At 67.2% G+C, this 23,072-nt stretch carries 22 protein-coding genes; 7 read left to right on the forward strand and 15 right to left on the reverse strand.

Annotated features, from left to right (window positions below; all coding sequences use genetic code 11):
- Window positions 1-84: 84 nt before the first annotated feature.
- From OVA11_RS16700 to OVA11_RS16720, 5 genes are all read right to left on the reverse strand, one after another.
- Window positions 85-774: a GNAT family N-acetyltransferase gene (locus OVA11_RS16700; RefSeq protein ID WP_268068374.1), complete on the reverse strand. Its 690-nt coding sequence runs from the start codon at window positions 772-774 to the stop codon at window positions 85-87.
- Window positions 775-890: 116 nt separating this feature from the next.
- Window positions 891-1,097 carry a DUF3126 family protein gene (locus tag OVA11_RS16705; protein WP_012640547.1) on the reverse strand — a complete coding sequence of 69 codons (207 nt, stop codon included), beginning with the start codon at window positions 1,095-1,097 and terminating at the stop codon, window positions 891-893.
- A gap of 262 nt (window positions 1,098-1,359) precedes the next feature.
- Complete coding sequence (locus OVA11_RS16710) at window positions 1,360-2,142, reverse strand: glutaminyl-peptide cyclotransferase (protein ID WP_268068375.1); 783 nt, start codon at window positions 2,140-2,142, stop codon at window positions 1,360-1,362.
- Window positions 2,143-2,982 carry a serine O-acetyltransferase gene (cysE, locus tag OVA11_RS16715; RefSeq protein ID WP_268068376.1) on the reverse strand — a complete coding sequence of 280 codons (840 nt, stop codon included), beginning with the start codon at window positions 2,980-2,982 and terminating at the stop codon, window positions 2,143-2,145.
- 74 nt (window positions 2,983-3,056) lie between these two features.
- Complete coding sequence (locus OVA11_RS16720) at window positions 3,057-3,773, reverse strand: NUDIX domain-containing protein (RefSeq protein WP_268068377.1); 717 nt, start codon at window positions 3,771-3,773, stop codon at window positions 3,057-3,059.
- 4 nt (window positions 3,774-3,777) lie between these two features.
- Between OVA11_RS16720 and OVA11_RS16725 the strand changes: the two genes are divergently transcribed.
- Window positions 3,778-4,392, forward strand: coding sequence for a nitroreductase family protein (locus OVA11_RS16725; protein ID WP_268068378.1), 615 nt, complete (start codon window positions 3,778-3,780; stop codon window positions 4,390-4,392).
- Between the two features lie 8 nt (window positions 4,393-4,400).
- Here the strand turns inward: OVA11_RS16725 and queF are convergent, their stop codons facing one another.
- Entirely contained in the window at window positions 4,401-4,856 is a 456-nt protein-coding gene (gene queF / locus OVA11_RS16730) for a preQ(1) synthase (RefSeq protein WP_010920506.1), read from the reverse strand.
- Between the two features lie 68 nt (window positions 4,857-4,924).
- Between queF and OVA11_RS16735 the strand changes: the two genes are divergently transcribed.
- A complete protein-coding gene (locus OVA11_RS16735; protein WP_268068379.1) occupies window positions 4,925-5,746 on the forward strand; it encodes an SDR family NAD(P)-dependent oxidoreductase in 822 nt (273 codons plus the stop codon).
- Between the two features lie 246 nt (window positions 5,747-5,992).
- A complete protein-coding gene (locus tag OVA11_RS16740; RefSeq protein ID WP_268068380.1) occupies window positions 5,993-6,685 on the forward strand; it encodes a TorF family putative porin in 693 nt (230 codons plus the stop codon).
- Window positions 6,686-6,751: 66 nt separating this feature from the next.
- Here OVA11_RS16740 and OVA11_RS16745 read toward each other — a convergent pair whose 3' ends face one another.
- From OVA11_RS16745 to OVA11_RS16755, 3 genes are all read right to left on the reverse strand, one after another.
- On the reverse strand, window positions 6,752-8,023 hold the full coding sequence (locus OVA11_RS16745) for an MFS transporter (protein WP_268068381.1): 1,272 nt from the start codon (window positions 8,021-8,023) through the stop codon (window positions 6,752-6,754).
- Window positions 8,024-8,174: 151 nt separating this feature from the next.
- On the reverse strand, window positions 8,175-10,583 hold the full coding sequence (locus OVA11_RS16750) for a TonB-dependent siderophore receptor (RefSeq protein ID WP_268068382.1): 2,409 nt from the start codon (window positions 10,581-10,583) through the stop codon (window positions 8,175-8,177).
- Window positions 10,584-10,754: 171 nt separating this feature from the next.
- Window positions 10,755-11,471 carry a GntR family transcriptional regulator gene (locus OVA11_RS16755; RefSeq protein ID WP_268068383.1) on the reverse strand — a complete coding sequence of 239 codons (717 nt, stop codon included), beginning with the start codon at window positions 11,469-11,471 and terminating at the stop codon, window positions 10,755-10,757.
- A 90-nt stretch (window positions 11,472-11,561) separates the two neighbouring features.
- On the opposite strand from OVA11_RS16755, the gene OVA11_RS16760 reads away from it, so the two are divergent.
- Complete coding sequence (locus tag OVA11_RS16760; protein ID WP_268068384.1) at window positions 11,562-12,155, forward strand: hypothetical protein; 594 nt, start codon at window positions 11,562-11,564, stop codon at window positions 12,153-12,155.
- 156 nt (window positions 12,156-12,311) lie between these two features.
- Here the strand turns inward: OVA11_RS16760 and OVA11_RS16765 are convergent, their stop codons facing one another.
- The gene (locus OVA11_RS16765) at window positions 12,312-13,124 is read right to left on the reverse strand and encodes a MetQ/NlpA family ABC transporter substrate-binding protein (protein WP_268069009.1); all 813 of its coding nucleotides are present in this window, start codon (window positions 13,122-13,124) and stop codon (window positions 12,312-12,314) included.
- Between the two features lie 134 nt (window positions 13,125-13,258).
- Between OVA11_RS16765 and OVA11_RS16770 the strand changes: the two genes are divergently transcribed.
- On the forward strand, window positions 13,259-13,507 hold the full coding sequence (locus OVA11_RS16770) for a hypothetical protein (protein WP_268068385.1): 249 nt from the start codon (window positions 13,259-13,261) through the stop codon (window positions 13,505-13,507).
- A 3-nt stretch (window positions 13,508-13,510) separates the two neighbouring features.
- Here the strand turns inward: OVA11_RS16770 and OVA11_RS16775 are convergent, their stop codons facing one another.
- The 5 genes from OVA11_RS16775 to OVA11_RS16795 all read right to left on the reverse strand — a co-directional run bounded on the left by OVA11_RS16775 (window position 13,511) and on the right by OVA11_RS16795 (window position 19,625).
- On the reverse strand, window positions 13,511-13,861 hold the full coding sequence (locus OVA11_RS16775; protein ID WP_268068386.1) for a hypothetical protein: 351 nt from the start codon (window positions 13,859-13,861) through the stop codon (window positions 13,511-13,513).
- A 10-nt stretch (window positions 13,862-13,871) separates the two neighbouring features.
- On the reverse strand, window positions 13,872-14,546 hold the full coding sequence (locus tag OVA11_RS16780; RefSeq protein WP_268068387.1) for a methionine ABC transporter permease: 675 nt from the start codon (window positions 14,544-14,546) through the stop codon (window positions 13,872-13,874).
- A complete protein-coding gene (locus OVA11_RS16785; protein WP_268068388.1) occupies window positions 14,543-15,553 on the reverse strand; it encodes an ATP-binding cassette domain-containing protein in 1,011 nt (336 codons plus the stop codon). The genes OVA11_RS16780 and OVA11_RS16785 overlap by 4 nt, the downstream gene beginning before the upstream one ends.
- 131 nt (window positions 15,554-15,684) lie before the next feature.
- A complete protein-coding gene (locus tag OVA11_RS16790; RefSeq protein ID WP_268068389.1) occupies window positions 15,685-18,141 on the reverse strand; it encodes a S9 family peptidase in 2,457 nt (818 codons plus the stop codon).
- A gap of 200 nt (window positions 18,142-18,341) precedes the next feature.
- Window positions 18,342-19,625: a Xaa-Pro dipeptidase gene (locus OVA11_RS16795; protein WP_268068391.1), complete on the reverse strand. Its 1,284-nt coding sequence runs from the start codon at window positions 19,623-19,625 to the stop codon at window positions 18,342-18,344.
- A 38-nt stretch (window positions 19,626-19,663) separates the two neighbouring features.
- Here OVA11_RS16795 and OVA11_RS16800 point away from each other — a divergent pair, with 38 nt between their 5' ends.
- Together OVA11_RS16800 and OVA11_RS16805 are read left to right on the forward strand one after the other, a co-directional pair.
- Window positions 19,664-19,960 (forward strand): hypothetical protein, encoded by a 297-nt coding sequence (locus tag OVA11_RS16800; protein ID WP_268068392.1) that lies wholly within the window; start codon window positions 19,664-19,666, stop codon window positions 19,958-19,960.
- 337 nt (window positions 19,961-20,297) lie between these two features.
- Window positions 20,298-23,072 carry a beta strand repeat-containing protein gene (locus OVA11_RS16805; protein ID WP_268068393.1) on the forward strand — a complete coding sequence of 925 codons (2,775 nt, stop codon included), beginning with the start codon at window positions 20,298-20,300 and terminating at the stop codon, window positions 23,070-23,072.

Genomic DNA, 23,072 nt, shown 5'->3' on the forward strand with positions numbered 1-23,072 from the left:
GTGAGGAGGGTGCGGCCTCCTCCTCCCACGCAAGGCGGGGGAGGTGGCGCGATGCGGATACGCATCGTGACGGTGGGGGCGCTGTTACACCCCAGCCGGCCGGAGGATCGTAAACATCAGTTCCCGCCGCCCGCGATAGCCCAACGACTCGTAGAGCCGGATCGCCGTCGCATTGTCGGTGTAGCTGTGCAGGAAGGCCTTCTCGCCGCGCGCCAGGATCCGCGCGGTCACCTCGCGCAGCAGTCTCGCCGCATAGCCATGGCCGCGATGGTCGGGATGGACGCAGACGCCGCTGGCCTCGGTGTAGCCGTCCGGGCGCATGCGCTGGCCGGCCATGGCGATCAGTTGGCCGTCCAGCCGCACGCCGATGAAGGCGCCGAGCTCGTGCGTACGCGAGAAGAATGGCCCGGGTTTGGTCAGGGTCGCCAGGGCCAGCATCTCGGGCCCGTCGGCGTCGCCGAGGTCCAGCATGTCGAAGTCGACCTCCCAGGCCGACGCAACCTTGTCCGCCTCCATCTGCAGGCAGACGGCGTTGGAGACCACCTCGGTTCCGGGAACCGGCGGCGTCGCGTCGGGCGCGATCAGGCCCACCGTCCCGTGCTCACGCAAAAGGGCGCCCAGATCGGCGAGCGCCTCGGGGCCTTCGTCCTCCAGACCGGCGAACAGGCCGTAGTCGGGATGCATCCGGAAGGCGCGGCCACGCCGGATAGCCAAGTGACTTTGGCGCCCCAAGAGGGTCGAACAGACGGGGCGATCAAGAACGTGAAAGGTCATGGCCCCATTCAAGCGGGGCGAAGATCGGCGATCAACGCCCGACCGGGCCGCGGATACTCAAGATCGCGGCCCGCCACGCGCCCTGTCGATCACCGACAGGGCGCGGGCCAGTGGGTTTAGTCCAGGTCTTCGCCGAGAATGGCCATCTCGAACATGAACGAGCCGTCCTCGTCCTCGTCCTGGAAGACAACGCCGATGAACTCGCCGGCGACTTCGACCTCGGCCGAGTCCTTCTGCTTGGGACGCGGCTTCACCTGGATGTGCGGGTTGCCGAAGGTGCGCTTCAGGTGCTTTTCGAGCTTGGCGACGGTTGTGGCGTCCACGGGGGATCCTCATTGATGGCTGGGCGCCCGGGGCGCTTGTCCGCGCGAAACTAGCGCCCGCCGCGAGAACGGCAAGTCGCTTAAGGCGGAGAAGGTGTGGACGCCCGCGCCTGAAGCCCCGCTCACGACGTCTAATCCTCCGCAAACATAGTTTGGGCCCCGGCGCGTCTCGCGGCCGGGGCCGTGGTCCGCCCACTAGGTCGGGGGGCGTAGAGGGGCGGACGTGATTTAAACGCCATCCCCCGGATGCGGTTCCCGCAAACTAGTTCGCGTCGGTCAGCTTGATCTCGAACAGCGTGGGCCACAGCTTGCCCGTGACGAACAGACGATCGCCGGCGGCGTCATAGGCGATGCCGTTCAGGACGTCGTCGCGGTCACCGCGCACGCCCGCCTCCGGCAAGAGCCCGGCCAGCTCGATCCAGCCTTTGACGCGACCGGTCGCCACGTCGATCCGCGCGATGCGGGTCGTCTGCCAGACATTGGCCAGAAGCTCGCCCTTCACCCACTCCAGTTCGTTGAGCTTGGTGACCGGGACGCCGTTGTCGGTGACCTGGATCCGGCCCGTCTCCTTCAGCGTCTCGGGATCAAGAAAGCGGATGAAGGCGGTTCCGTCGCTCATCATGATCCGCTTGTCGTCGCGGGTCAGCGCCCAGCCCTCGCCGGGATAGCTGAACTCGCCCAGGGTCTCGAAGCTGTCGATGTCGTAGATGAAGCCGACCTGATCGGTCCAGGTCAGCGCGTAGACCCGGTTCTTCCAGTCGACGATGCCTTCTCCGAAATAGCGGGAGTCGATGGTGCGCTCGGCCTCGATGGCGCCGGTTTCCAGGTTCCACTTGCGGATGAACGACCGGCCCTGCAGGCCCGTGCTCTCGAAGATGAAGCCGTCGCGATACAGCAGGCCCTGGGTGAAGGCCCGGGTGTCGTGCGGGTAGCTCTTGACGACCTTGTAGCCGCCCACCGGCGCGGAGCCGGCCCAGGCGGGCGCGGCCAGACCGATAGCGGCGGCCAGCAGTAAGCCGCCGAGGCGACGCAACAGCGGCTTCACTCAGATCTCGTAGCTGGTGGACGAATAGACCGCCTCGGCCAGGGTGTGGTCCATGGTCTTGGCGGGCTCTTCACAGGTCGGGCAGTTGACCAGACGCGCAGGCACGCCGGCCGCCGTGCAGTGCGCCGGCACCGGGCGCAACACCACCGAACCCGAGGCCACCTTGGCGTAGTCGCCGATGGTGATGTTGCCCAGCACCTTGGCGCCCGCGCCCAGCAGGACGCCCTTGCCGATCTTGGGGTGGCGATCGCCGCGCTCGGCGCCCGTGCCGCCCAGGGTCACGCCGTGCAGCATCGAGACGTCGTCGCCGACCACCGCCGTCTCGCCGATGACGATGCCGGTGCCGTGGTCGATGAACACGCCCTTGCCGATCTTGGCGGCCGGATTGATGTCGACCTGGAAGACTTCGCTGGAGCGGCTCTGCAGATAGAAGGCCAAGGTCTCGCGGCCCTGGTTCCACAGCCAGTGCGACACGCGGTGGGTCTGCAGCGCCAGGAAACCCTTGAAGAACAGGAACGGCTGGACATAGCCCTTGCAGGCCGGATCGCGCTCGAACACCGCCTTCAGGTCGGCCTCGGCCGCCTCGACGATCGACGGATCATCCTCGAAGGCGTCGGCGGCGAACTCGCGCGCCGTCATCGCCCGCATCTCCTGATCGCCCAGCTTGCGCGCCAGCTGGAACGTCAGGGCGTCGGCGAGGTTGTCGTGGCTGAGGATCACCGCGTTCAGCAGCGACGCCAGCGCCGGCTCGGCCTTGGCGGCGTGCTCGGCCTGGTTACGCAGGGCGACCCAAACCGGCGTTTCGGTGTCGGACGTCACCACTTCGAGATGCTTCGGCATCGGGCTCTCCGTTCCAGGCGCAGGCCGAGCATAGCGCATCTTTTTTGAAAATGCTCTAGCTCAGTGAACGACGCCTATGCGAGGACCAGAGCGGCCAGGTCGGCCGGCAGTTCGCCTCGCACCGCCATATGGTGCGTTCTCAGCAACAACGCCACTGTAATTGCGTCAGGCATATGACCCGACGTCGCCGCGTCCAGCGCCTCGCGGAACGGCACGCGCGCGACGGCGAAGTCCTCGGTCTCGTCCGGCTCGCCCTCGGTGGGCGACAGACCCATGGCCAGAAAGCCGTAGGCGATCTCGTCCGTGACCGAGTTCGAGAGCTCCATGCGCAGGATCAGCCGCCAGTCGGCGGCTTGCAGCCCGACCTCCTCGGCCAGTTCGCGCTTGGCGCCGTCCAGCGGATCCTCGCCATGCGGCGCGCCGCCTTCAGGCAGCTCCCAGCTGTAGTTGGCCAGGGAGAAGCGGTTCTGACCGACCAGGGTGACCGTGCCGTCGTCGTGCAGCGGCACGACCCCGATCGCCTGGTTCTTGAACCCCACCTTGCCGTACAGCGCCGGCCGTCCCGTCGGTGCGATGGCCTGATACTCGGTCAAGGTGATCCAGGGATTGTCGTAGACAACCTTGCTCGAGGAAACGCCCCAAGGCTTTCCGTGCGGTCTGAGCCAAGCGGGCTTGCGGTCAGGTTCGTCGGCCACAGCGCTGATCCCCAATCTAGGCCGCCCTGCGGCCATGAACCTTGTCGTGGCCGCCCCGCAGCCATAGGTCTGCGACTTACAACGCTTCGGAGACATCGTCTTGGCCGGTTCTGTTCCCCCCGCCCCCGAGTTTGGCCAGACCCTGCCGGTCGAGGCCGCGCCGGAAGTCGTGGCCTTCCTGGCCAAGCGGCGCTCGGCCAGCGCCATGACCCTGACCGCCCCCGGTCCGGACGCCGGCCAGTTGGCGGAGATTCTGCGGATCGCCGCCCGCGTGCCCGACCACGGCAAGCTGGCCCCCTGGCGCTTTATCGTTCTGACGGGCGAGGCCAAGGACGCCTTCGCCGAACGGATCGCCCCGCTCGCCGACAGCCAGGCCAACCCGACCAAGGCGACGGCGGCGCTGCGCAAGCTGACCCGCCCGCCGGTCTGCGTGGCGGTAATCTCGCGCCACATCCCCGGCGAAATCCCCGAATGGGAGCAGCGCCAGAGCGCCTCGGCGGTCTGTCACCAGATGCTGCTGGCCGCCGCCGCCCTGGGCTGGGGCGCCAACTGGATCACCGACTGGTACAGCTATGACCCGCGCGCGACCGCGCTCCTGGGTCTGGCGGACGGCGAACAGGTGGCCGGCTACCTCTATCTCGGCACGACCACCGAGCCGCCGCAGGAACGCGCTCGCCCCGACGTGGCGGCGCTCACCAGCTACTGGTCAGCCTAGCGGGAGCTTCAGCCCCGGCCGCGATAAGGCGCGACACCCTGGTCAGGAACCCACAGCCCCTCCGGCGCGGGGCCCGTCTGCCAGAACACGTCGATCGGGATGCCGCCGCGCGGATACCAGTAGCCGCCGATCCGCAGCCAGCGCGGCTGCGCGATCTCGACGATCTTGCGCGCCACCTTGACCGTGCAGTCCTCGTGGAACGAGCCGTGGTTGCGGAAGCTGGTCAGGTAGAGCTTCAGCGACTTGCTCTCGATCAGCCAGTCGCCGGGCGCGTAGTCGATGACGAGGTGCGCGAAATCAGGCTGGCCGGTGACGGGGCACAGCGAGGTGAACTCCGGCGCGACGAAACGGGCCAGATAGAGCACGTCGCTCTGCGGATTGGGCACGCGCTCAAGGACGGCGGCCTCGGGGCTCTCGGGCGCGTCGACAACGCGGCCCAGTTGGGTGACGTTCAGATCGGTCATCGGCGCGATTTAGGCCTCCGCGCCTCGCGAGACAAGCGCGCGGCGCCCCGCTACAAGGTCGCAAACAGATGTTCGGGAGAGACGTGATGTCGGGACGGGATTTCGAAGGCTTCACGGTGGTGGTCACCGGCGGCTCCACGGGGCTGGGCCGGGCGATCGCCGTCGAGACCGCCCGGCGCGGCGCGGGCCTTGTCGTGATCAACTTCGCCCGTAGCGCCGAGGAGGCAGAAGAGACCGCAAGGCTCGTCCAAGCCGAGGGGGCCAAGGCGGTGTTGGCGCAAGGCGACGTGTCCAGCGACGAGGACTGCCGCAAGATCGCCGCCGCTGCCGACGCCTCGGGCCGCATCGATGCGCTGTTCAACAACGCCGGCATGACCAAGTTCGCGCCGAACCATGCCGATCTCGACGCGGTCAGTGCCGAGGATTTCCTGCGGCTCTATTCGGTGAACGTCGTCGGCGCCTTCCAGATGGTCCGCGCCGCCCGCTCGCTGCTGGAGGCCGCGCCGTCACCCGGCGCCGTGGTCAACACCTCTTCGATCGCGGGCGTGGTCGGCAACGGCTCTTCGGTGCCCTACGCCGCCTCCAAGGGCGCGATGACCACGATGACGTTGTCGCTGGCCCGCGCGCTTGCGCCGCACATTCGCGTCAACGCCATATGCCCGGGCTTCATCGACACCCCGTGGTTCGGAAAGGCCATGGACGCCGAGCGAGTCGATCGCCTTCGCGCCGGAGCAGCCGCGGCGACGCCGTTGAAGGTCGCCTCCACCGCTGAAGACATCGCCGGCGCGGCCGTCTTTCTGGCGTCACCCGCGTCGCGGCATGTCACCGGCGAGACCCTGTTGGTCGACGGGGGGCTCCACCTCGGCGGCGCAAGCCTTTCTATGCGGTAAAGACACAGCCAAGCTGGATTCGCTTTTCAGGCGCATGTGGCCGAGCAGCGCCTGTATTGCAGCAAAATCGTCACACATCGCCCAAAATTTAGGCCTCAGGCGCCCTTCTCGCTGGCGTTCAACGCCCCCCCGATTGCACTTAAGGACGTGCCCCCAACTAATCAGTCGGGGACGCAAATGCGCCTACAGGCGCTGTCGGGGGCCGGGAACCAACCTGGCTGACGACACAGACAAGGGGATAGAACTATGAAAGCCATGAAGATCGCGCTGGCCGCCGCCGCCGCCACGGTCGCCCTCGCGGGCGCCGCTTCGGCCCAAGAGCTGAAGGCCTCGTACAACGTCGGCATCACCAGCGACTACGTGTTCCGCGGCGTGAGCCAAACCCAGGAAGATCCGGCCATCTCGGGCGGCATCGATCTTTCGCTCGGCATTGGCTATGCGGGCGTCTGGGCGTCGAACGTCGACTTCGGTGCGGATGATCCGACGGCTGAAATCGACTTCTACGCCGGCATCAAGCCGACCGTCGGCGACACCTCGTTCGACCTGGGCGTGCTGTACTACGGCTATGTCGACGACAAGGGCCTGACCCCGGGTTCGTACAGCTTCGTCGAACTGAAGGCCGCCGCCTCGCGCGCCTTCGGCCCGGCCACCGTCGGCGCGGCCGTGTTCTACTCGCCGGAATATGCGGGCAAGGGCGGCAGCTCGACCTACGTCGAGATCAACGCCGCCATGCCGGTCGCTGACAAGCTGACCCTCTCGGGCGCCGTCGGCAACCAGAGCATCAAGAACTACAAGGACTACAGCACCTGGAACCTGGGTCTGGCCTACGCCCTGACCGACAAGCTGTCGGCTGACCTGCGTTACCACGACACCAGCGAGCACGGCCTCGGCAAGATCTATGACAGCCGCGTGGTCGTCAGCCTGAAGGCCGCTTTCTAAGCGACCCATCGGGTAGAGATCGAAGCCGCCCCGGCTCCCCCGGGGCGGCTTTTTTATTGTCGAGGTTCAGGTTTGCGGCGCTCGCGGCGGCCGCATCACCAGCACCGCCACGAACACCACCGCCGTGACGGCGGCGAAGAGCTCAAAGGTCGGGGCGAAGCTGCCCAGTCGGTCGCGCATTGCGCCGGCGATGAACGGCCCCGCCGCCGACACCGCGCCGACCAGACACGTCAGCGAGAACAGCTCCAGATTGCTCTGACGGCCATAGTAGTTGAGCAGCAGCACCGTGACGGCCAGGACCGTCAGGCCAAAGCCCACCCCTGTTCCGATCGCATAGACCAGCATCAGGGCGGGCGTCGCCGCCTTGGCCAACGCCAGAAGGCCGATCACCAGCATCGCCTGGGCGAAAACCAGCAGCCAGCGCGGATCCACCCGATCGCCCAGAGCGCCGCCTGCGAGGCGTGCGAGGGTCTGCATCAGGGCCTCGAGACTCAACATCTTGGCCGCCAGAGCGCCGGCCGCCACCGCCGCTAGCCCTGCGGCGACGCCGATCTCGGTCAGGTGCGAAACCGATACGCTGGCGACCGTCACGCCGGCCAGCAGGTGCGAGAAGTAGGCGGCGACCAGGATGTAGAATTGCGGCGTGCGCAGCGCCTGGCGGACGGTCCATTCGTGCGCGGTGCGATAGACGCGCGCATTGGCAGGCGCCTGTCGCGCCGCCTGCTCGACCTCGACATCGACCTCTCGCGCGGCCGCCGCCAGCCACTGGGAGCCGCCGACCATCAGGGCGCAGAGGCCGCCCACGGCGGCGGCCAGGACCGCCTGTACGATCCAGAAAGCCCGCCAGTCGTCGCCGCTGGCCTGCATCAGGCTCAGCACCATCCACGGCCCGGCGGCGCCGCCCAGCGATCCGAAGGTGAAGTAGAGGCCAAAAGGCAGGGCGCGCTCACGAAACAGCGACGACAGCACATGCGTACCCGGGATCAGGGCCGCCATCTGGAAGCCGACCCCGCAGGCGGCCGCGCCCACATAGTAGCTGATCAGGCTCTCGGCGTTGGCCAGGCCGACGAATCCACCGGCCAGCACCGCAGCGCCCACCAGCAAGGTCCCCCGCACCCCGATCCGCCGGATCAGGATCGCCGGCAACCAGGACGAGGCCCCGGTGAAGACGCCCAGCACCGAAAAGCCCAGGAACGCCTTCTCGAAGCTCCAGTTCAACTCGCCGATCATGGCCGGCAGCACCACGCCCAGAGAGCCGTAGGTCGAGGCGGTGATCAGGAACAGCAGCAGGCTGAACGCCGCCAACAGCAGCCAGGGACGGAAGCGGGACGCGGTCACCGACAGCCCTCCTCACCCGCAAGGCGGGGGAGGTGGCGCGACGCGCAGCGTCGTGACGGAGGGGGCGCTAGGACCTCCAGCGCCCCCTCCACCGCCATTCGGCGGTCCCCCTCCCCCGCTCCGCGGGGGAGGATGAAACTGTCAGATCGCATCAAAAGGTCCGCTTCAGGGTGGCCCGCCACTCGCGTCCCTTGCCGGGCAAGGCGCCGAGATTAGCGTAGGTGTCGGCGTCCGGGGTGAAATAGAACGTGTCAAACAGGTTATCGACATTGACCGACAAAGTGTAAGGCCCCCGGCTGACGAAAGCCGACGCATTGACCACTTCATAGGCGGGATAGCGCACGGCGTTCTGCACCGTGCCCGAGGTGCGGCCCACGTGGCTGACGCCCAGGGTCGCCCCGGCCTGGCCCCAGTCATAGCCCTTGCTGGTGTAGGTCCCGTAGAGGCTGAGCACCGACTTGGGTGTCAGGGTGTAGGCGTAGTCGCCGCTGCGCCCCGGCAGGCCCGCGAAGCTCCACACCACATAGGAACCGCCATAGGCCTGGGGCCCCGGCACGCCGGCGGTATAGGCCGGGATGTACTGGAACGAGGTGTCCGGACCCTTGATGGTCGTGCGCTGGCTGTTGCCGGCGAAGGTGAACGACAGCCGCTCGGACGCCAGCCAGCGGACCTCCAGCTCCACGCCCTTGGCGCGCGTGCCCTGCACGGTGGGCGGGGCGATGGCGCCCGTGATCTGGGTGCGGTTCTGGCGATAGGCCGCCAGCGAACCGATCAGGGTTCCGCGCAGCAGCTGGAACTTTACCCCGGCCTCGGCCAAGTCGGAACTGGAGAGCCACGAGCCGTCGGCCACCAGACCCGGCGCGATATCGCCGCCCTGGCTCATCTCCAGCGCCGAGGCCTTGGCGTAGCTGGCGTAGGGCATCAGGCCGATCGGCAGCGTGTAGGTGAGGCTGGCGTTCCAGGTCGCCTTGTTTCGCTCGGCCGTCTTCTGGCCCGTGACGGTGTAGCTGAGGAAGCCGGTGTCCTGGCTTTCGACGCTGTAGCGATCCCAGCGCCCGCCCAGGATCAGGTTCAGGCGGCCGAGGTCGATATCGGAGGTGACGAAGACGCCGGTCTGTTTCCAGGTCGAGCGGTTGTCATTCTCCCACTTCAGGCCCACGCCGCCGGGCTCGTCGTCGAACGGGCTGTCGATGATGTCGGTCGGCGTGGCGCCAAAGCTGATGTCGCGGCGGTCCAGAGCGATCATGCCGCTGTTGTAGCTTTCGCGCCGCCGCCCCTCGAACCAGCGGTGGGAGCCGCCGACCAGGGTGCGGGCGCTGGCCGCGCCGAAGGTGGTCGGGAAGGCGTAGGTCAGGCGGACCTCGCTGACCTTGGCGTCGATCGCCGACGGATAGCCGTAGGAGACGTAGCGCTTGTTGTCCTGGCGGTCGTGGAACAGCTGCAGCTTCAGCGCGCGATCCTCGCCCAGGTCCTTGGCCAGATCGAAATACAGCGTCTGGGTGTCCGTCTTCGAGAAGTCGGCGGGGCTGATATAGACCGTGCGGCGGTCCAGCTTGGTGGTCCCGACGCCGACGTCCAGCGTATGGACCGCGTCGGTGCTGAAGAAGCCGTAGTACGGGATGTAGAGCGCGCTGGCGAAGGGATAGAAGCCCACCTCGGTAGGCGTCAGGCGGCCGTTGCCGTCCGTGTCCTTCAGCGTGGTGTCGCGACCGGTGATGTAGGTGCGGTTGTCGATCAGGTCCTGGGTCAGGCGGTTCCAGCCCGGCGTCTGCACGTCGCCCCGCGAGCGGAACAGCATGCCGCCAAAAGCGGTGCTCCAGCCCTCGCCCAGATCGAAATCGGCCGACAGCTCCAGGGTCTGGTGACGCGGATAGATCCCCTTGTAGAAGCTGTGGCTGTCCTCGGCCTCGCCGTAGGCATAGACGCCGCCCTGGGCCGGACCCAGGCTGACGGGCGCGCCGAACTGGGCGGTGACCAGCTTCTTGTTGTAGCTGCCGACGGTGGCGCTCACCTCCCCTTCCGGTCCGGCCAGGAAACGGCCCTCGTCGCGGGCGGACTTGGGGATGAAATTGACCAGGCCCCCGACCTTGCCCGCGCCGTAGACCGGCGTCGGCGGGCCGCGCAGGATCTCGATACGCGCCGCGCCGCCGATCGGAGTGGAATAGGTCCCCCGGTTCTCCACGCGCTTGAAGCCGCGGAAGTAGTTCTCGGCCAGGGTGCCGCGAATGTTCAGCGAGCCGGGCACGCCATAGAAGCTGGCCGTATGGGTCCCGGGCGCGACCTTGGTGGCGCCGTCCAGGGTCAGAACGCCATAGCGCTCCAGCGTCAGGTCACTGACCAGGCTGGCCGAGCGCGGGGTCTCGATCAGCGGCTTGTCGATCCCGAACACCGTCTGGCTGGGCGCTTTCTCCAGCAGGCCCGCCTTGTCGCGCGCCACGATCACCACCGCATCGACGCGGTCGGACAACTGCGCGTCGGCCAGGGCGGGCGAAGCGGCGGCCAGGGCCAGCAGGCTGGCGGACAGAAGGATGCGCTGAGACGACATAGATCGAGCCTTCACCGCACCGGGTAAGGGCCCCGGCGCTCACGGCTCGATATCTGGGGATGTCTTGACCTTCGTCAAAATGCCTTCTGACATTTCAGGTGGAATTATGATGCGGGTGTGACCCGAATGCTGCAGCTTACGTAAAGGGAATGATGACCCTTGGGACCGGGTGCGGAGGCCTACGATCTAGGATCGAGCGCCGGCTTCGGGCTGGACATCCAGAATCCGCAGCATCGCCCGCCGCGAGCCCTCGGCGTCGCCGCTGGCGATGACCCGCGCGACCTGACGATGCTCCTCGATCTCGTCCAGCAGCTCCTGTTCGGACGCGCCGTTGAATGAAAACACCCAGAAGCGGGCGGCCTTGTGCTGCAGCGGGATGAGAATGCGGGCCAGGGCCAGGTTGCCCGAGGCGCGGGCGACGGCGGCGTGGAAGCGCAGGTCCATCGCCACCAGGGCCGGCAGGTCGCAGGTCCGCGCGGCCTCCTCGCCATCGGCGAAAACCTCGAACATCGCCTGGGCCTCGGCCTTGCTGGCGTTCCTGGCGGCCAGTTGCGCGCAGTGCGGCTCAATCAGCACGCGCGCCTCATAGCCCTGGCGCAGCTCCACCAGGTCCAGCGGCGCGACCGTGGTGCCCGAACGGGCGCGGCGGATGATCAACCCCTCCAGGGCGAGGCGTCCCAGCGCGTCGCGGACGCCCGCCAGGCCGGTGCCATAGTGCGCGGCCAGCGACTGTTCGTCCAGGCGAGCCCCGGCCGGCAGTTCGCCCAGGATCAGGTCCAGCAGAATCCGCTCATAGACCTTGGTCTTCTGCAGCTCCGGCGCCCAATCTTCCAGGCCCGAGGAATTGGCGACGTCCAGCACCAGTCGACGACCGGCGGACGATTTCAGCGACGGGAGGGCCATGGAGAATCCGTGAGCAGCGGGCGCTGATAGGTAAGGTGAAATGTTAGACGGTGCCAATGATTCCTCTGCGGGGCGTGGTGTCGGCGCAAAATGGCGAAAGAGCAGGAAGAGGTCGGGACGGGACCGGACCAAATCTTGGAAGCTTGCGACGCAGGTGATTGCAGAGGCCAGTCCCTCAAGCTTCACAACGACACGCACGTCATGTACCGCCCGGCAATCGCGCAACGCATCGCTTTGCTGCACCCTGCAATCCTGACAATCGTCTGGATTTTGTTGAACTTGGTATCACTGGCGGCGCTCGGCAAACCCCTGTTTCAAGGGATATTCCCGGCGCTGCTTGCTGGCCTGATGTGTGGTTGGAGCTGGGCGATCTTCACAGTTTCCCTCGCGCGACGACCGACACCTGAAATCCCGGAATGGACGCCTTGGATATTCCTAGCGCCGCCAGCAATCATGTTGGTCGCAGCGATCTTCGGTCTTCCCTCCCGGAACAGCCCCGTGGCGCTTCTATTCTTCGCGACGCTGTTCTTCGCGCTGTGGCGTGCGGCGGAAGCACTCGAAAGAGCAGCCAAAGTTGGCACGCCTCCAACCGTTGGCCGGATCATGGGGACCATGATGCTCATGTTTTTCATGATCGTCGGTGTCTGGGTGCTTCGTCGGAAAGTCGTTCGAGTGTCCGCCTGATGCGTTCAGGTTGCATCACGGTTTAGCGTCGGGCGACCAGCGCGATTGTCCGCTCACCACCCACTGCAGACGCCATCACAGTTCGCTTGCGACCCGGGCTGTCGCGTCAGCGACCTGCGCCGCGCACACCCACACTAGGGCGCGACCTTCCGCCCCTCAGAACGCCGGCACGACCGCGCCCGCGTACTTCTGCTCCAGGAACGCCTTGACCTCAGGCGTGGTCAGCGCCGCCGCCAGCGTCTTCACGCGCGGGTCGTCCTTGTTGTCGGGACGGCCGACCAGATAGTTCACATAGGGGCTGGTCTTGTCCTCGATGATCAGGGCGTCCTTGCTGGGGTTCAGCTTGGCGTCGAGGGCGTAGTTGGTGTTGATCACCGCCAGATCGACCTGGTTCAGCACCCGCGGCAGGGCCGGCGCCTCCAGCTCCTTGAACTTCAGGTTCTTCGGGTTGCTGGTGATGTCGCGCAGGCTGGTCAGCGGGTTCTTGGGGTCCTTGATGGCGATGACGCCGTTCTTGGCCAGCAGGATCAGGGCGCGGCCTTCGGTCGAGGCGTCATTGGGGATGGCGATCACGGCGCCGTTCGGAACCTCGGCGATCGACTTCCACTTGGCCGAATAGGTCCCGATCGGTTCGACATGGACCCCCTGCAGCGGGATCAGGTTGGTCCCCTTGTCGCGGTTGAAGCTCTCCAGATACGGCAGGGTCTGGAAGTAGCTGACGTCGATGCGCTTTTCGGCGACCTGTGTGTTGGGCTGGACGTAGTCGTTGAACACCTTGATGTCGATGTTCAGGCCCTGCTGCGCCAGCTTCGGCTTGATGAACTCCAGCACCTCGGCGTGCGGCACGGCGGTGGCCGCCACGGTCAGGGTGTTGGGATCGCTGGCCTTGGGCGCCTTGGGGCCACACGCCGCGACAGACATGGCGGCGAGGCCGAGGACGAGAACAGCGCGGCGGGCGACCATGAACAGCTCCACAAGACGATCTGAGAGGTAGGGTTTTGCCCGCTCGGGCCGGGCGAGGGAAATCAGATTTCCTGAGGCGATTCCAAGCCCCTGCCTCAGGATCGCTTGACGTTACGTCCGAACAGGTCGCCTGGATGGGGATGGCCAAAGAAACCGTCCACATCGTGCAAGCCTATATCGCCGGACGCGGCAAGGGCCTGAAGGCCGAGCAGCAGATCGGTTGCAAGACCGCCGAGGAGGCGCGGCGCAAGGCCGAACGGCTGGCGCCCCTGCGCGAAGGCGTCGTGGCGTTCTCGGCCACCGCCGATGTCGAGCTGGGCGACTATGACGAAAACCCCGACATCCTGTTCAAGGCCGGTCGCCTGCCCTTCCCGTTCGACCAGGCCTAGAGCTTAGACCTCTTCGTCCAGGTCGTTGGCGACCTCCGGCGCGCCATGGATGATCCAGCTGGCGACGAAGTCGGGCTTGTCGCCCGCGAGGCTCGTCACGCCCGCCTCGGCCTTCTGGATCGCCGAGGTCTGCGGCGGCAGGGTGTAGGTGTCGCCGTCGTGCTCGCCCAACAGGTCCAGCACGATGCCCTCGTGCTCGGTGGCGTCGATCACCACGCCGAAGAACTGCTGTCGCTCCTGCACCTCGCCGTCTTCGTCGAGGAAGGTGAGGTTCATCAGCAGGGTCTTGCCCAGCAGGGTCGCGGCGAAGGCGGCGTCCCAGTGGGAGTCAGTGTGTTCGATTTCGATCGTCATGGTCGGGCGCTTACTTGTGGGAGACGCGACGCACGACCGCGTCGCCGATCATCTGCAACACCTGCACCAGCACCAGCATCAGCACCACGGTCACGACCATCACGTCGGTCTGGAAGCGCTGATAGCCGAAGCGGATGGCCAGGTCGCCCAGGCCGCCCGCGCCGACCACACCGGCCATGGCCGTGTAGGAGACCAGCGCCACTGCGGTCACCGTCGCGGCGGCCACCAGGCCCGGCAGCGCCTCGGGCAGCAGCGCGCCCAGCACCACCTGACGCCGCTTGGCGCCCATGGCGAAGCTGGCCTCGATCACGCCCTTGTCGACCTCGCGCAGGGCGGTCTCGACCAGGCGCGCGAAGAACGGCGCCGCGCCCGCCACCAGCGGCGGAATCGCCCCGGCCACGCCCAGCGAGGTGCCGACCAGCGCCACGGTCAGCGGGATCATCACGATCAGCAGGATCACGAACGGCACCGAGCGCAGGATGTTGACCAGCAGCGAAAGCGCCCCGTTGGCCAGGCGGTTCTCCAGCATCTGGCCCTTGCCGGTCAGGAACAGGATCACGCCCAGCGGCAGGCCCACCGCCACGGTCAGCACCATCGAGCCGCCCAGCATGGCCAGGGTGTCGAGCGTGGCCTGGCCGATCTCGCTCCAGTCGACATTGGCGAAGGTCATGGTCGAGGCGCTCATTGGGCGGTCTCCCCGGAAAGCGCATCCACGCGCACGCCGGCGGCCTGGAACTGGGCGATGGCGGCGGCGACGTCGCCGCCCGTCAGCGCCAGGGTCAGCTGGCCATAGGGCGTCTCGCGCAGGCGATGGATGCGACCGCCCAGGATCGAGTAGTCGACGCCGGTCGCCCGGGCCACCTCGCCCAGCACCGGCTTGTAGGTCGCCTCGCCCCTGAAGGTCAGGCGCACCACGCGCCCGCCGACGCCCGGCGCGGCAGTCACATCGCCCTCGGCCTCGCGCACGAAGCGGCGGGCCGTGTCGCTGGCCGGGTGCAGGAACACCTCTTCCACGGCGCCCTCCTCCACCACGCGGCCGGCGTCCAGCACCGCCACGCGATCACAGACGCGGCGGACCACGTCCATCTCGTGGGTGATCAGCACGATGGTCAGGCCAAGCTCGCGGTTCAGGCCCGAGACCAGGTCGAGGATCTGTTCGGTGGTCTCCGGATCAAGCGCGCTGGTGGCCTCGTCGCACAGCAGGACCTTGGGATTGGTGGCCAGGGCGCGAGCGATGCCGACGCGCTGCTTCTGACCGCCCGACAGCTGGGCCGGATACTTGCCGGCGTGGGCCGACAGGCCGACGCGTTCGAGCAGTTCGGCCGTGCGCGCCTTGACCTCGGCGGCGGGCCGCCCGGCCAGCTTCAGGGGAAAGGCGACGTTCTGAGCGACCGTCTTGCCCGACAGCAGGTTGAAGTGCTGGAAGATCATCCCGACCCGGCGGCGCAGGGCGCGCAGGCCCTCCACGCCCAGGGCGGCCACGTCGTCGCCGTCGACGATGATCTTGCCCGCGCTCGGGGTCTCCAGGCCGTTGATCAGCCGGATCAGGGTCGACTTGCCCGCGCCCGAAGCGCCGATCACCCCGAACACCTCGCCGGCGTTCACCGACAGCGAGACCTCGCGCAGCGCGGCGTGCGCGGCGGTCGCGCCCTTGGCGGCGTAGGTCTTGGAAACGGCCTCGAAGGCGATCACGGGCGGCGAGTTCCTCTGGAAGCGGGGCCGGGTGATCGCTCACGCGATCCGGCGGGTCAAGTTGATGACGAAGGGGCGGACGGTCCGCGAAGACCGCCCGCCCCTCTTTTACACACAAGCGCCGATGGCGATCACTTCGCGCGCGGCGGCGCGTTCTTCACATACTTGTCCATCCACTGGGCCATTTCCCAAAGGGTGTGGCCGGTGGACTCCCGCGCGCGATAGCCGTGGGCTTCGTTGGGCAGGGTCACGTAGCGGACCGTCGCCCCCGCCCCCTTCAGCGCCGCGTAGAAGCGCTCGCTCTGCACCGGGAAGGTGCCCGAGTTGTCGTCGGCCTCGCCGTGGATCAGCAGGATCGGGTCCTTGATGTTCGGGGCGTAGGTGAACGGGCTCATCTTCGTATAGGTGTCGGTCGCCTCCCAGTAGGTGCGCTGCTCGGCCTGGAAGCCGAACGGCGTCAGGGTGCGGTTGTAGGCGCCCGAGCGGGCGATGCCGGCCCGGAACAGGCGCGTGTGGGCCAACAGGTTGGCGGTCATGAACGCGCCATAGCTGTGGCCGCCCACGGCGATCCGGTCGCGATCGGCCACGCCCAAGGCGACCACGGCGTCCACAGCGGCCTGAGCGTCGGCGGTCAGCTGCTCGATATAGGTGTCGTTGGGCTCGGCCCCGTTCTGGCCGATGATCGGGAACGCCGGATTGTCGAGGATGGCGTAGCCCTGGGTCAGCAGGAACAGGTGGCTGGAGCCGCCCGGCCGGGTGAAGCGGTTGCCCTCGTCCACCGTCTGGCTGGCCACGGCCGCGTCGGTGAACTCGGCCGGATAGGCCCACATCAGCAGCGGCAGCGGACCGTCCTTGGCCTTGTCATAGCCCGGCGGCAGATAGAGCACGCCCGACAGGGTCACGCCGTCCGCGCGCTTGTAGGTGATGGTCTGCTTGGTCACGCCCGCGAACTGCGGCGCGCGGTCGGGGAAGCTGGTCAGGGCCTTGGCCTTGGCGCCCGGCGCGACGGCGTGGATGTAGAAGTTGGGCTGCTCCTTGGCGCTCTCACGGCGGGTGATCACCGTCTTGCCCGCCTCGTCGGCCAGGGCGACCGGGACCTGATAGTACGGCCCCTGGGCCTGCCAGAGCTTGGTCACCTTGCCGTCGGCCAGCGACATGCGGCCCACGAACGGAAACTCGCCCTTGGCCGAGGCGCCGTCGCCGACCACGAACACCGACTTGCCGTCAGGCGTGAAGTGCAGCAGGTCCTCGCCTCGCGCGTCGCGACGGGTCAGGGCGCGGCCCGGATCGTTGTAGCGGTCCTGATAGTTTCGATCGACGATCACGCGGCCGGCGCCCGGCTTGGAGGGGTCGATCAGGATGAGCTTCTGGTTGCGGGTCTGCCACCAGCGGCTGGTCAGCAGGGCCACGTCGCCGCGGCCCCATTCGATCCCCCGATAGCGCTGCTCCAGGTCGATCAGCTTGGTCGGCGCGCCGTCGAACGGCGCGGCCTGCAGGAAGACGCTGTCGTGGATCGCCACCTTCTTGCGCGGGTCACCGCCGTCCTGGGCCTCGGCCCAGACCAGGGTGGCCGGGGCGTCAGCGCGCCAGCTGACCGAGCGCACGCCGGTCGGCACGGCGTCGAAGGCGGCGGGCAGATTGTCGGCCAGGGGACGGTCGACCAGGGTCTTCACCGGCCGGCCGTCGATCGTGGAGACCGCGATCTCGGTCGGGAACTGGTTGGCCGGGACCAGGTAGCTGTAGGGACGCTTCAGGCGGTTGGTCAGCACGTACTTGCCGTCGGGCGAGACGCTGAAGCCGGAGATCACGCCCGGCTTGCCGACCGCCGTCGTCTTGCCGTCGGCCAGGTCCACGCGGGTCAGCTGCGCGGTGAAGTAGTAGTCGAACAGCGCCTCTTCGTGGGCGTTGGTCAGCAGGTCCTGATAGGTGCGGATGGCGGCCGTGCGGCCCTTGGACTCCTGGATCGTCGGGCCCGTCGGCGTCTGGTCCTTGACCGGCGGCGCGCCGCGCCCGGCCACCACCGCCTGCACCAGGAAGCCCGAACCGTCCGGCAGCCAGTCATAGCCCGCGCCGAACACGCCGCTGACGGCGACGTCCGAGGCCTTGCGCGCCGTGGCGGCCTTCACGTCCACGACCCACAGCTCGAGGCTTTCCTTGCCGTCCATGATGAAGGCCATCTTGCCGCCGTCCGGCGACCAGCTGGGCGCCAGGAAACGCGCGCCGACCGGCAAGGCCACAGCCCGCGTCTTGCCGGTCGCCACGTCCTGGAACGACAGGGCGTTCATCCAGGACGAACGGGCCTCGATCGGACCGTTGTTGCGCGGATTGATCCGGTACCCGCCCAACCGCAGGATCGGCTCGGACACCGCGGCGATCGACGGCAGGTTCTCGCGGCCCAGCTGGGCCAGCACCTTGCGGTCGGGGCTGACGGCGATGCTGGGCGTCGGGGCGGCGTCCAGGATCTGGGCGATCGGCGCAGGCGGCGCCTTGTAGCCGTCGGCGGCCAGCGCCGCGCCCGAGGACAGCGCCGCGATCGCGACCGAGGCGGCCAGCGCGATCGCGCGGCGCCGGAACGAAGTCTGCAACATGGAAAGCCCCTCACCTGAAACGCGCGCCGTGATCCGGCGCGTCAATCGGGGGCATGATTATGCAGGCGCAGGGCCAAAGGAAACCGATTTTAGTCGCAATCCGCCGCTAAACTGGCCGCCTGCACACCATTTTTTGCCGAGAGGCGCGGAGTTTGATTTCCCCGGCGCCACATCGTGTCACCGGGGAAATTTGACGTCGGCTAAGGCGCCTTCACCACCGCGCCGCCCTTCATCACGAAGACCGGCTTCTCCAGCGTGGTGACGTCGGCCAGCGGGTCGCCGGCCACCGCGATCATGTCGCCATAGCGGCCCACGGCCACCTGACCGACGTCCTTGCCGCGGCCAAGCGCCTCGGCGGCGGTCACGGTCGCCGACTGGATCGCCTGCAAGGGCGTCGCGCCATACCGCACCATCACGGCGAACTGCTTGGCGTTGTCGCCGTGCGGATAGATGCCAGCGTCGGTGCCGTAGACCATCTTCACCCCGGCCTTCAGCGCCTTGCGGAAGTTCTCGCGCTGCAGTTCGCCGATGTCGCGGTCCTTGCGTAGGTTGTCTTCCAGGACGCCGTTCTTCTTGCCCTCGGCCTGGGTGTAGTCGGTGTTGTAGATGTCCATCGAGAAGTAGGCGCCCTTCTGGACCGCCAGCTTGATGCCCTCGTCGTCCACGAGGCTGGCGTGCTCGATGGTGTCGACCCCGGCCCGCACCGCCTCGCGGATGCCAGAGGCGCCGTGGGCGTGGGCGGCGACCTTGATGCCCGCCATGTGCGCCTCGTCGACGACCGCCTTCATCTCCTCATAGGTCAGCTGCTGCTGGCCCGGCTCGTTGCCGCGCGAGAACACCCCGCCCGTGGCGCAGATCTTGATCACCTGCGCGCCGTACTTCTTCAGCGTCCGCACGGCCTTGCGGGCCTCGTCGGGACTGTCGCTGTTGAAGGGGTTCTTCTGGTCCATCGACGGCGGGAAGAAGGTCGAGTCGCAGTGGCCGCCCGTGGCGCCGAACGAGATGGCGGCGGTGACGATCCGGGGACCGGGCACATAGCCCGCGTCGATCGCCTCGCGCAGGCCCACATCGTCATAGTCGGCCGCGCCGACGTTGCGCACCGTGGTGAAGCCGGCCTCCAGCGTCTTCTTGGCGTTGGCGGTCTGGATGACGCTCCAGAAGCGGTCACTGTATTCGAGGCTGTTATAGCCGCCCACCTCGGCCAGACTGTCGAGGTGCACGTGCATGTCGATCAGACCCGGCAGCAGGGTCGCGCCGGGCAGGTCGACGGCGACGGCCCCGGCCGGAACCGCGTCGCCCTTCTTGCCGATGCTGGTGATGCGGCCGTCGGTGACGATGACCAGGGGGTTGTCGACATACTTGCCGCTCGCCACGTCGAGCAGCCGCGCGGCGCTGACCGCCTTGACCTCCGCAGCGCTCGCAGCGCCCGCCAAGGCCACCGCCGCGCCCGTCATCAGCGCCGCGATCTTGATCCCCTTACGCATGTCAACGTCCCCATCAAACTTGAGCGGCAGACGCTAGCATGCAGATCGGTCCCGTCGAGCCCCCTGCTCCGCAACAGCGCTGCCTGACAGAGCCGCGCCTGGCGCACAGGACGCAACGCCGCCCTCGCCCCGTCAGCGGCGATCGCCTATGGGATCACGAGCATGGGGGACGTGGCGGAACGGTAGACGCGCCGGAGGGCTTCAAACTGGCGCCCGGCAGCGACCTGACCCCGCTGCCGATCGACGAGACGGTCGCGAGCCTCTCGGCTATCCTTCTCGATGCGCCCTACTACGACCTCCTCAAGGCCGACTTGCAGGCGTTGGACGGCTTGTAGCTGCTCAGCGAGGCGGGGCTCATTCCGTTCAAGGCCAAGGCTTTCCTGGATCTCGCCGACCGTCGCGCCAAGGGCGAGCCGACCGATGGCGAGGACGTGCGCAAGCGCCGCAACGATGTCTTCATGAAGCCGGCGGCGGTCGTCGCAGTTGCGCCTAGCGCTCGGCCAATCCATCGGCGAGACTGCCGGCCTATTCTGGCGATCCACGGAACCTACCGGATTGTGCACAAAGACACGAATATCCGTTCGATTGTCCCGCGAACGGAGATAGGTGTCGCGATTATCTTGGTCGCAGAGGCCTATGAGAGGTCCTGCTTTTCAGACGAGAGCACCGGCAATGGCCTATACGTTAGACCAGCTAACCGCAGCCTACCGGGCCGCCAACAATGGCGTGCAGCCCGACGCAGCCGCTTCGGTCGAACTGCAGGTGATCGCCCACAGATTGCAGGCCGGCCAGATCACAGACCAGGCCGCCATGTCCTATGTGGTCAACAGCGCCGACAACGACGTTTCCGTCGCGATCCAGGTCTACCAGTTCTTCACCGCCAGAACCCCGACCAAGGCCGGCCTCGACTATCTGGTCAACTCTCCCGCCAACCCCAACGACCTGAACGACCCCTATTACGCGAAGTTCGGACTGGAAGACCGCTACATCAATTTCGCGCTCAACCTCGGCGTATTGGGTGAAGGCGCCTCCCACTTCAGCGCCGTCTATGGCGGTCTGACCTTCGGCGCCTTCGTCACCGCCGCCTACCAGGCCATAATCGGCTCAAGCTACGCCATGGCCGCCGGAATCAACCCCGCCGCCGCCATCGCAGACATCACCAGCCGCAAGGCCAATTTCGAAGCTATCGCCCGTCAGGCCGGCGTGATTGGCGCCACCTCCACCGCGGCCCAGGTCGATATCGCCGTCAAGGCGGCGGTGATCGGCTATCTGATGGGCGAGGGGGTAAAGGCCGACGTAGGCCTGTACGCCGCCGGCGCGAACAACTTCATCCACGCCCTCGTGACAGGCCACGCCCAGTACGGCGTCGACCTAACCACGTATTATTCCCCGCTCGGCGGCGGCATGGGCAACAACAACGCCCCGCCGCCGCCGCCCGAGGCGGAAGCGCCGGTCAGCCAGTCTCTCACCCTGACCACGGCCGCCGATAACCTCACGGGCGGCGGCGCCAACGACACCTTCACCGCCTATATCTCCGCCATCGGCACGAACAGCACGCTCAATGCGACCGACGTCCTCAACGGCGGCGCTGGGACCGACACATTGGTCCTGACAGTGGACGGGGCCGGCGCGGGCGCCTTGCCCGCAGCGACCATCACCGACATCGAGGTGTTCAGGATCAACGAGACCGGCGGCACGGACGGCGTCTACGACTTCGCCGCTGTCGCTGCTGAGATCTCTGTGGTCAACAACAAGAGTACTGACGCCGTCACCTTCAACAACATCGGCACGGGCGCGTCGCTCAGCATCGTCGGCGACGGGGCGGTCACCAACGGGGCCACCACCTTCACCATGGCCGCAGCCACCAACGCCGTAACCCTGAACCTGCAGGGCGGCCTGAAGGGCGGGGCCAACATCACTCGCAACCAGACAGGCGCGGCCACGGTGGTGATCAATTCCACCGGCGGCGCCAATGCCGTCGGCGTAATCGACCTCGACACAGCCACCGCCCTGAGCGGCCTCACCATCAACGCCACGACCAACTTGACCGGCGCGCTCGCGGCTGACTACGCCGCCGCCTCCACCCTGACGGTAACGGGCGCGGGTCAGGTCGACCTCTCCGCCGCGACCCTCAGCACTAACTTCAGCCAGATCACTTCCGCGGCGCAGACGGCGGGCGGTCTCATCGTGAAGGTCGGCGCGCTGACCCAGTTTACCGGCGGAGCGGGGAACGACGGCGTCTATGTCGACGCTCTGGTCTATAACAACCCGGCGATCACCGCCGTTGGCGGCGGCGGAACCGACACAGTCCGTTTCACCGATCAAGCGGCGCTGACCGCCACCACCGCCCTTTACCTCACCGGCTTCGAGGTCATCGCCCTGGCCGACGACAACGACGGCGCCCTCGACACCTTCGACGCCTCGATGATGGCTGGGATCCAATCGTTCGTCCTGGGCGCCGACTCCGCCGGCGACGGCTATTCAGTGACGAACCTCAGCGCGGCCCAGGCGGGTGCGATCACCATCAGCGGCGCCCAGACCGTGGCCCCGACCCTTGCCCTGGCCAACGCCGCCGGCGGGACCGACGTCGTGTCTATCACTGTCAACGACGGCCTGGCGGCGATGAACACCCTGAGCGTGGCCAACCTCAACATCGCTAGCGTCGAGACCGTCAACCTAGCCCTCACCGACAACCTGACGCTGTCCTCGATCACCGGCCTGACGGGCTTCACCAAGCTCGCGGTCACCGGGGCGGGGGCGCTCAACCTGACGACCGGGGCCCTGGCGGTGAACCCCGCCACGACCATCGACGCCTCGGCGGCGACCGGGACTGTGACCATCAACGCCTCGGCCGCCACAGGCAACGGCCTGACCCTCAAAGGCTCGGCCACCCAGGCCAACACCCTCACCGGCACAACACAGGCGGACACCATCGTCGGGGGGGATGGCGTCGACATCCTCACCGGTCGTGGAGGCAACGACACCCTGACAGGCGGAAATGGCGCCGACATTTTTGTCGTCACAAACCTTACGCAAGCGAGCAACGGCACGGACAGCTACACCGACTTCAACTTCGGGACCGCAACCACCGCCGTCGACCAGATTCGCGTCGACGTCACCTCCACCACCATAAGATTCGGCACCGCCAGCGGTGGCATCACCGCCGCCTCGGGTACGGAAATCCTGGTCTTGGACGTTAACACATACGCAAACGCCAGCGCGGCCCAAGCTGCGGCCCGTTTGCTCTTCGGCGACAACGACAACGCAGCCGAGGCCATCGTGATCTGGCAACTTGACGGTGGGGATCTACAACTGTCGACCTATACGGACTTCAGCGCAGACGCGACCGCCAACGGCACTTTGCAAACCCAGATGGTCACCTTCGTTGGCCTGACCCTGGCCAACGCCGCATCGCTGATCAACGCGGGCGACTTCAATCTGATCTAA

Source organism: Caulobacter sp. SL161, assembly GCF_026672375.1.
GTDB lineage: Bacteria > Pseudomonadota > Alphaproteobacteria > Caulobacterales > Caulobacteraceae > Caulobacter.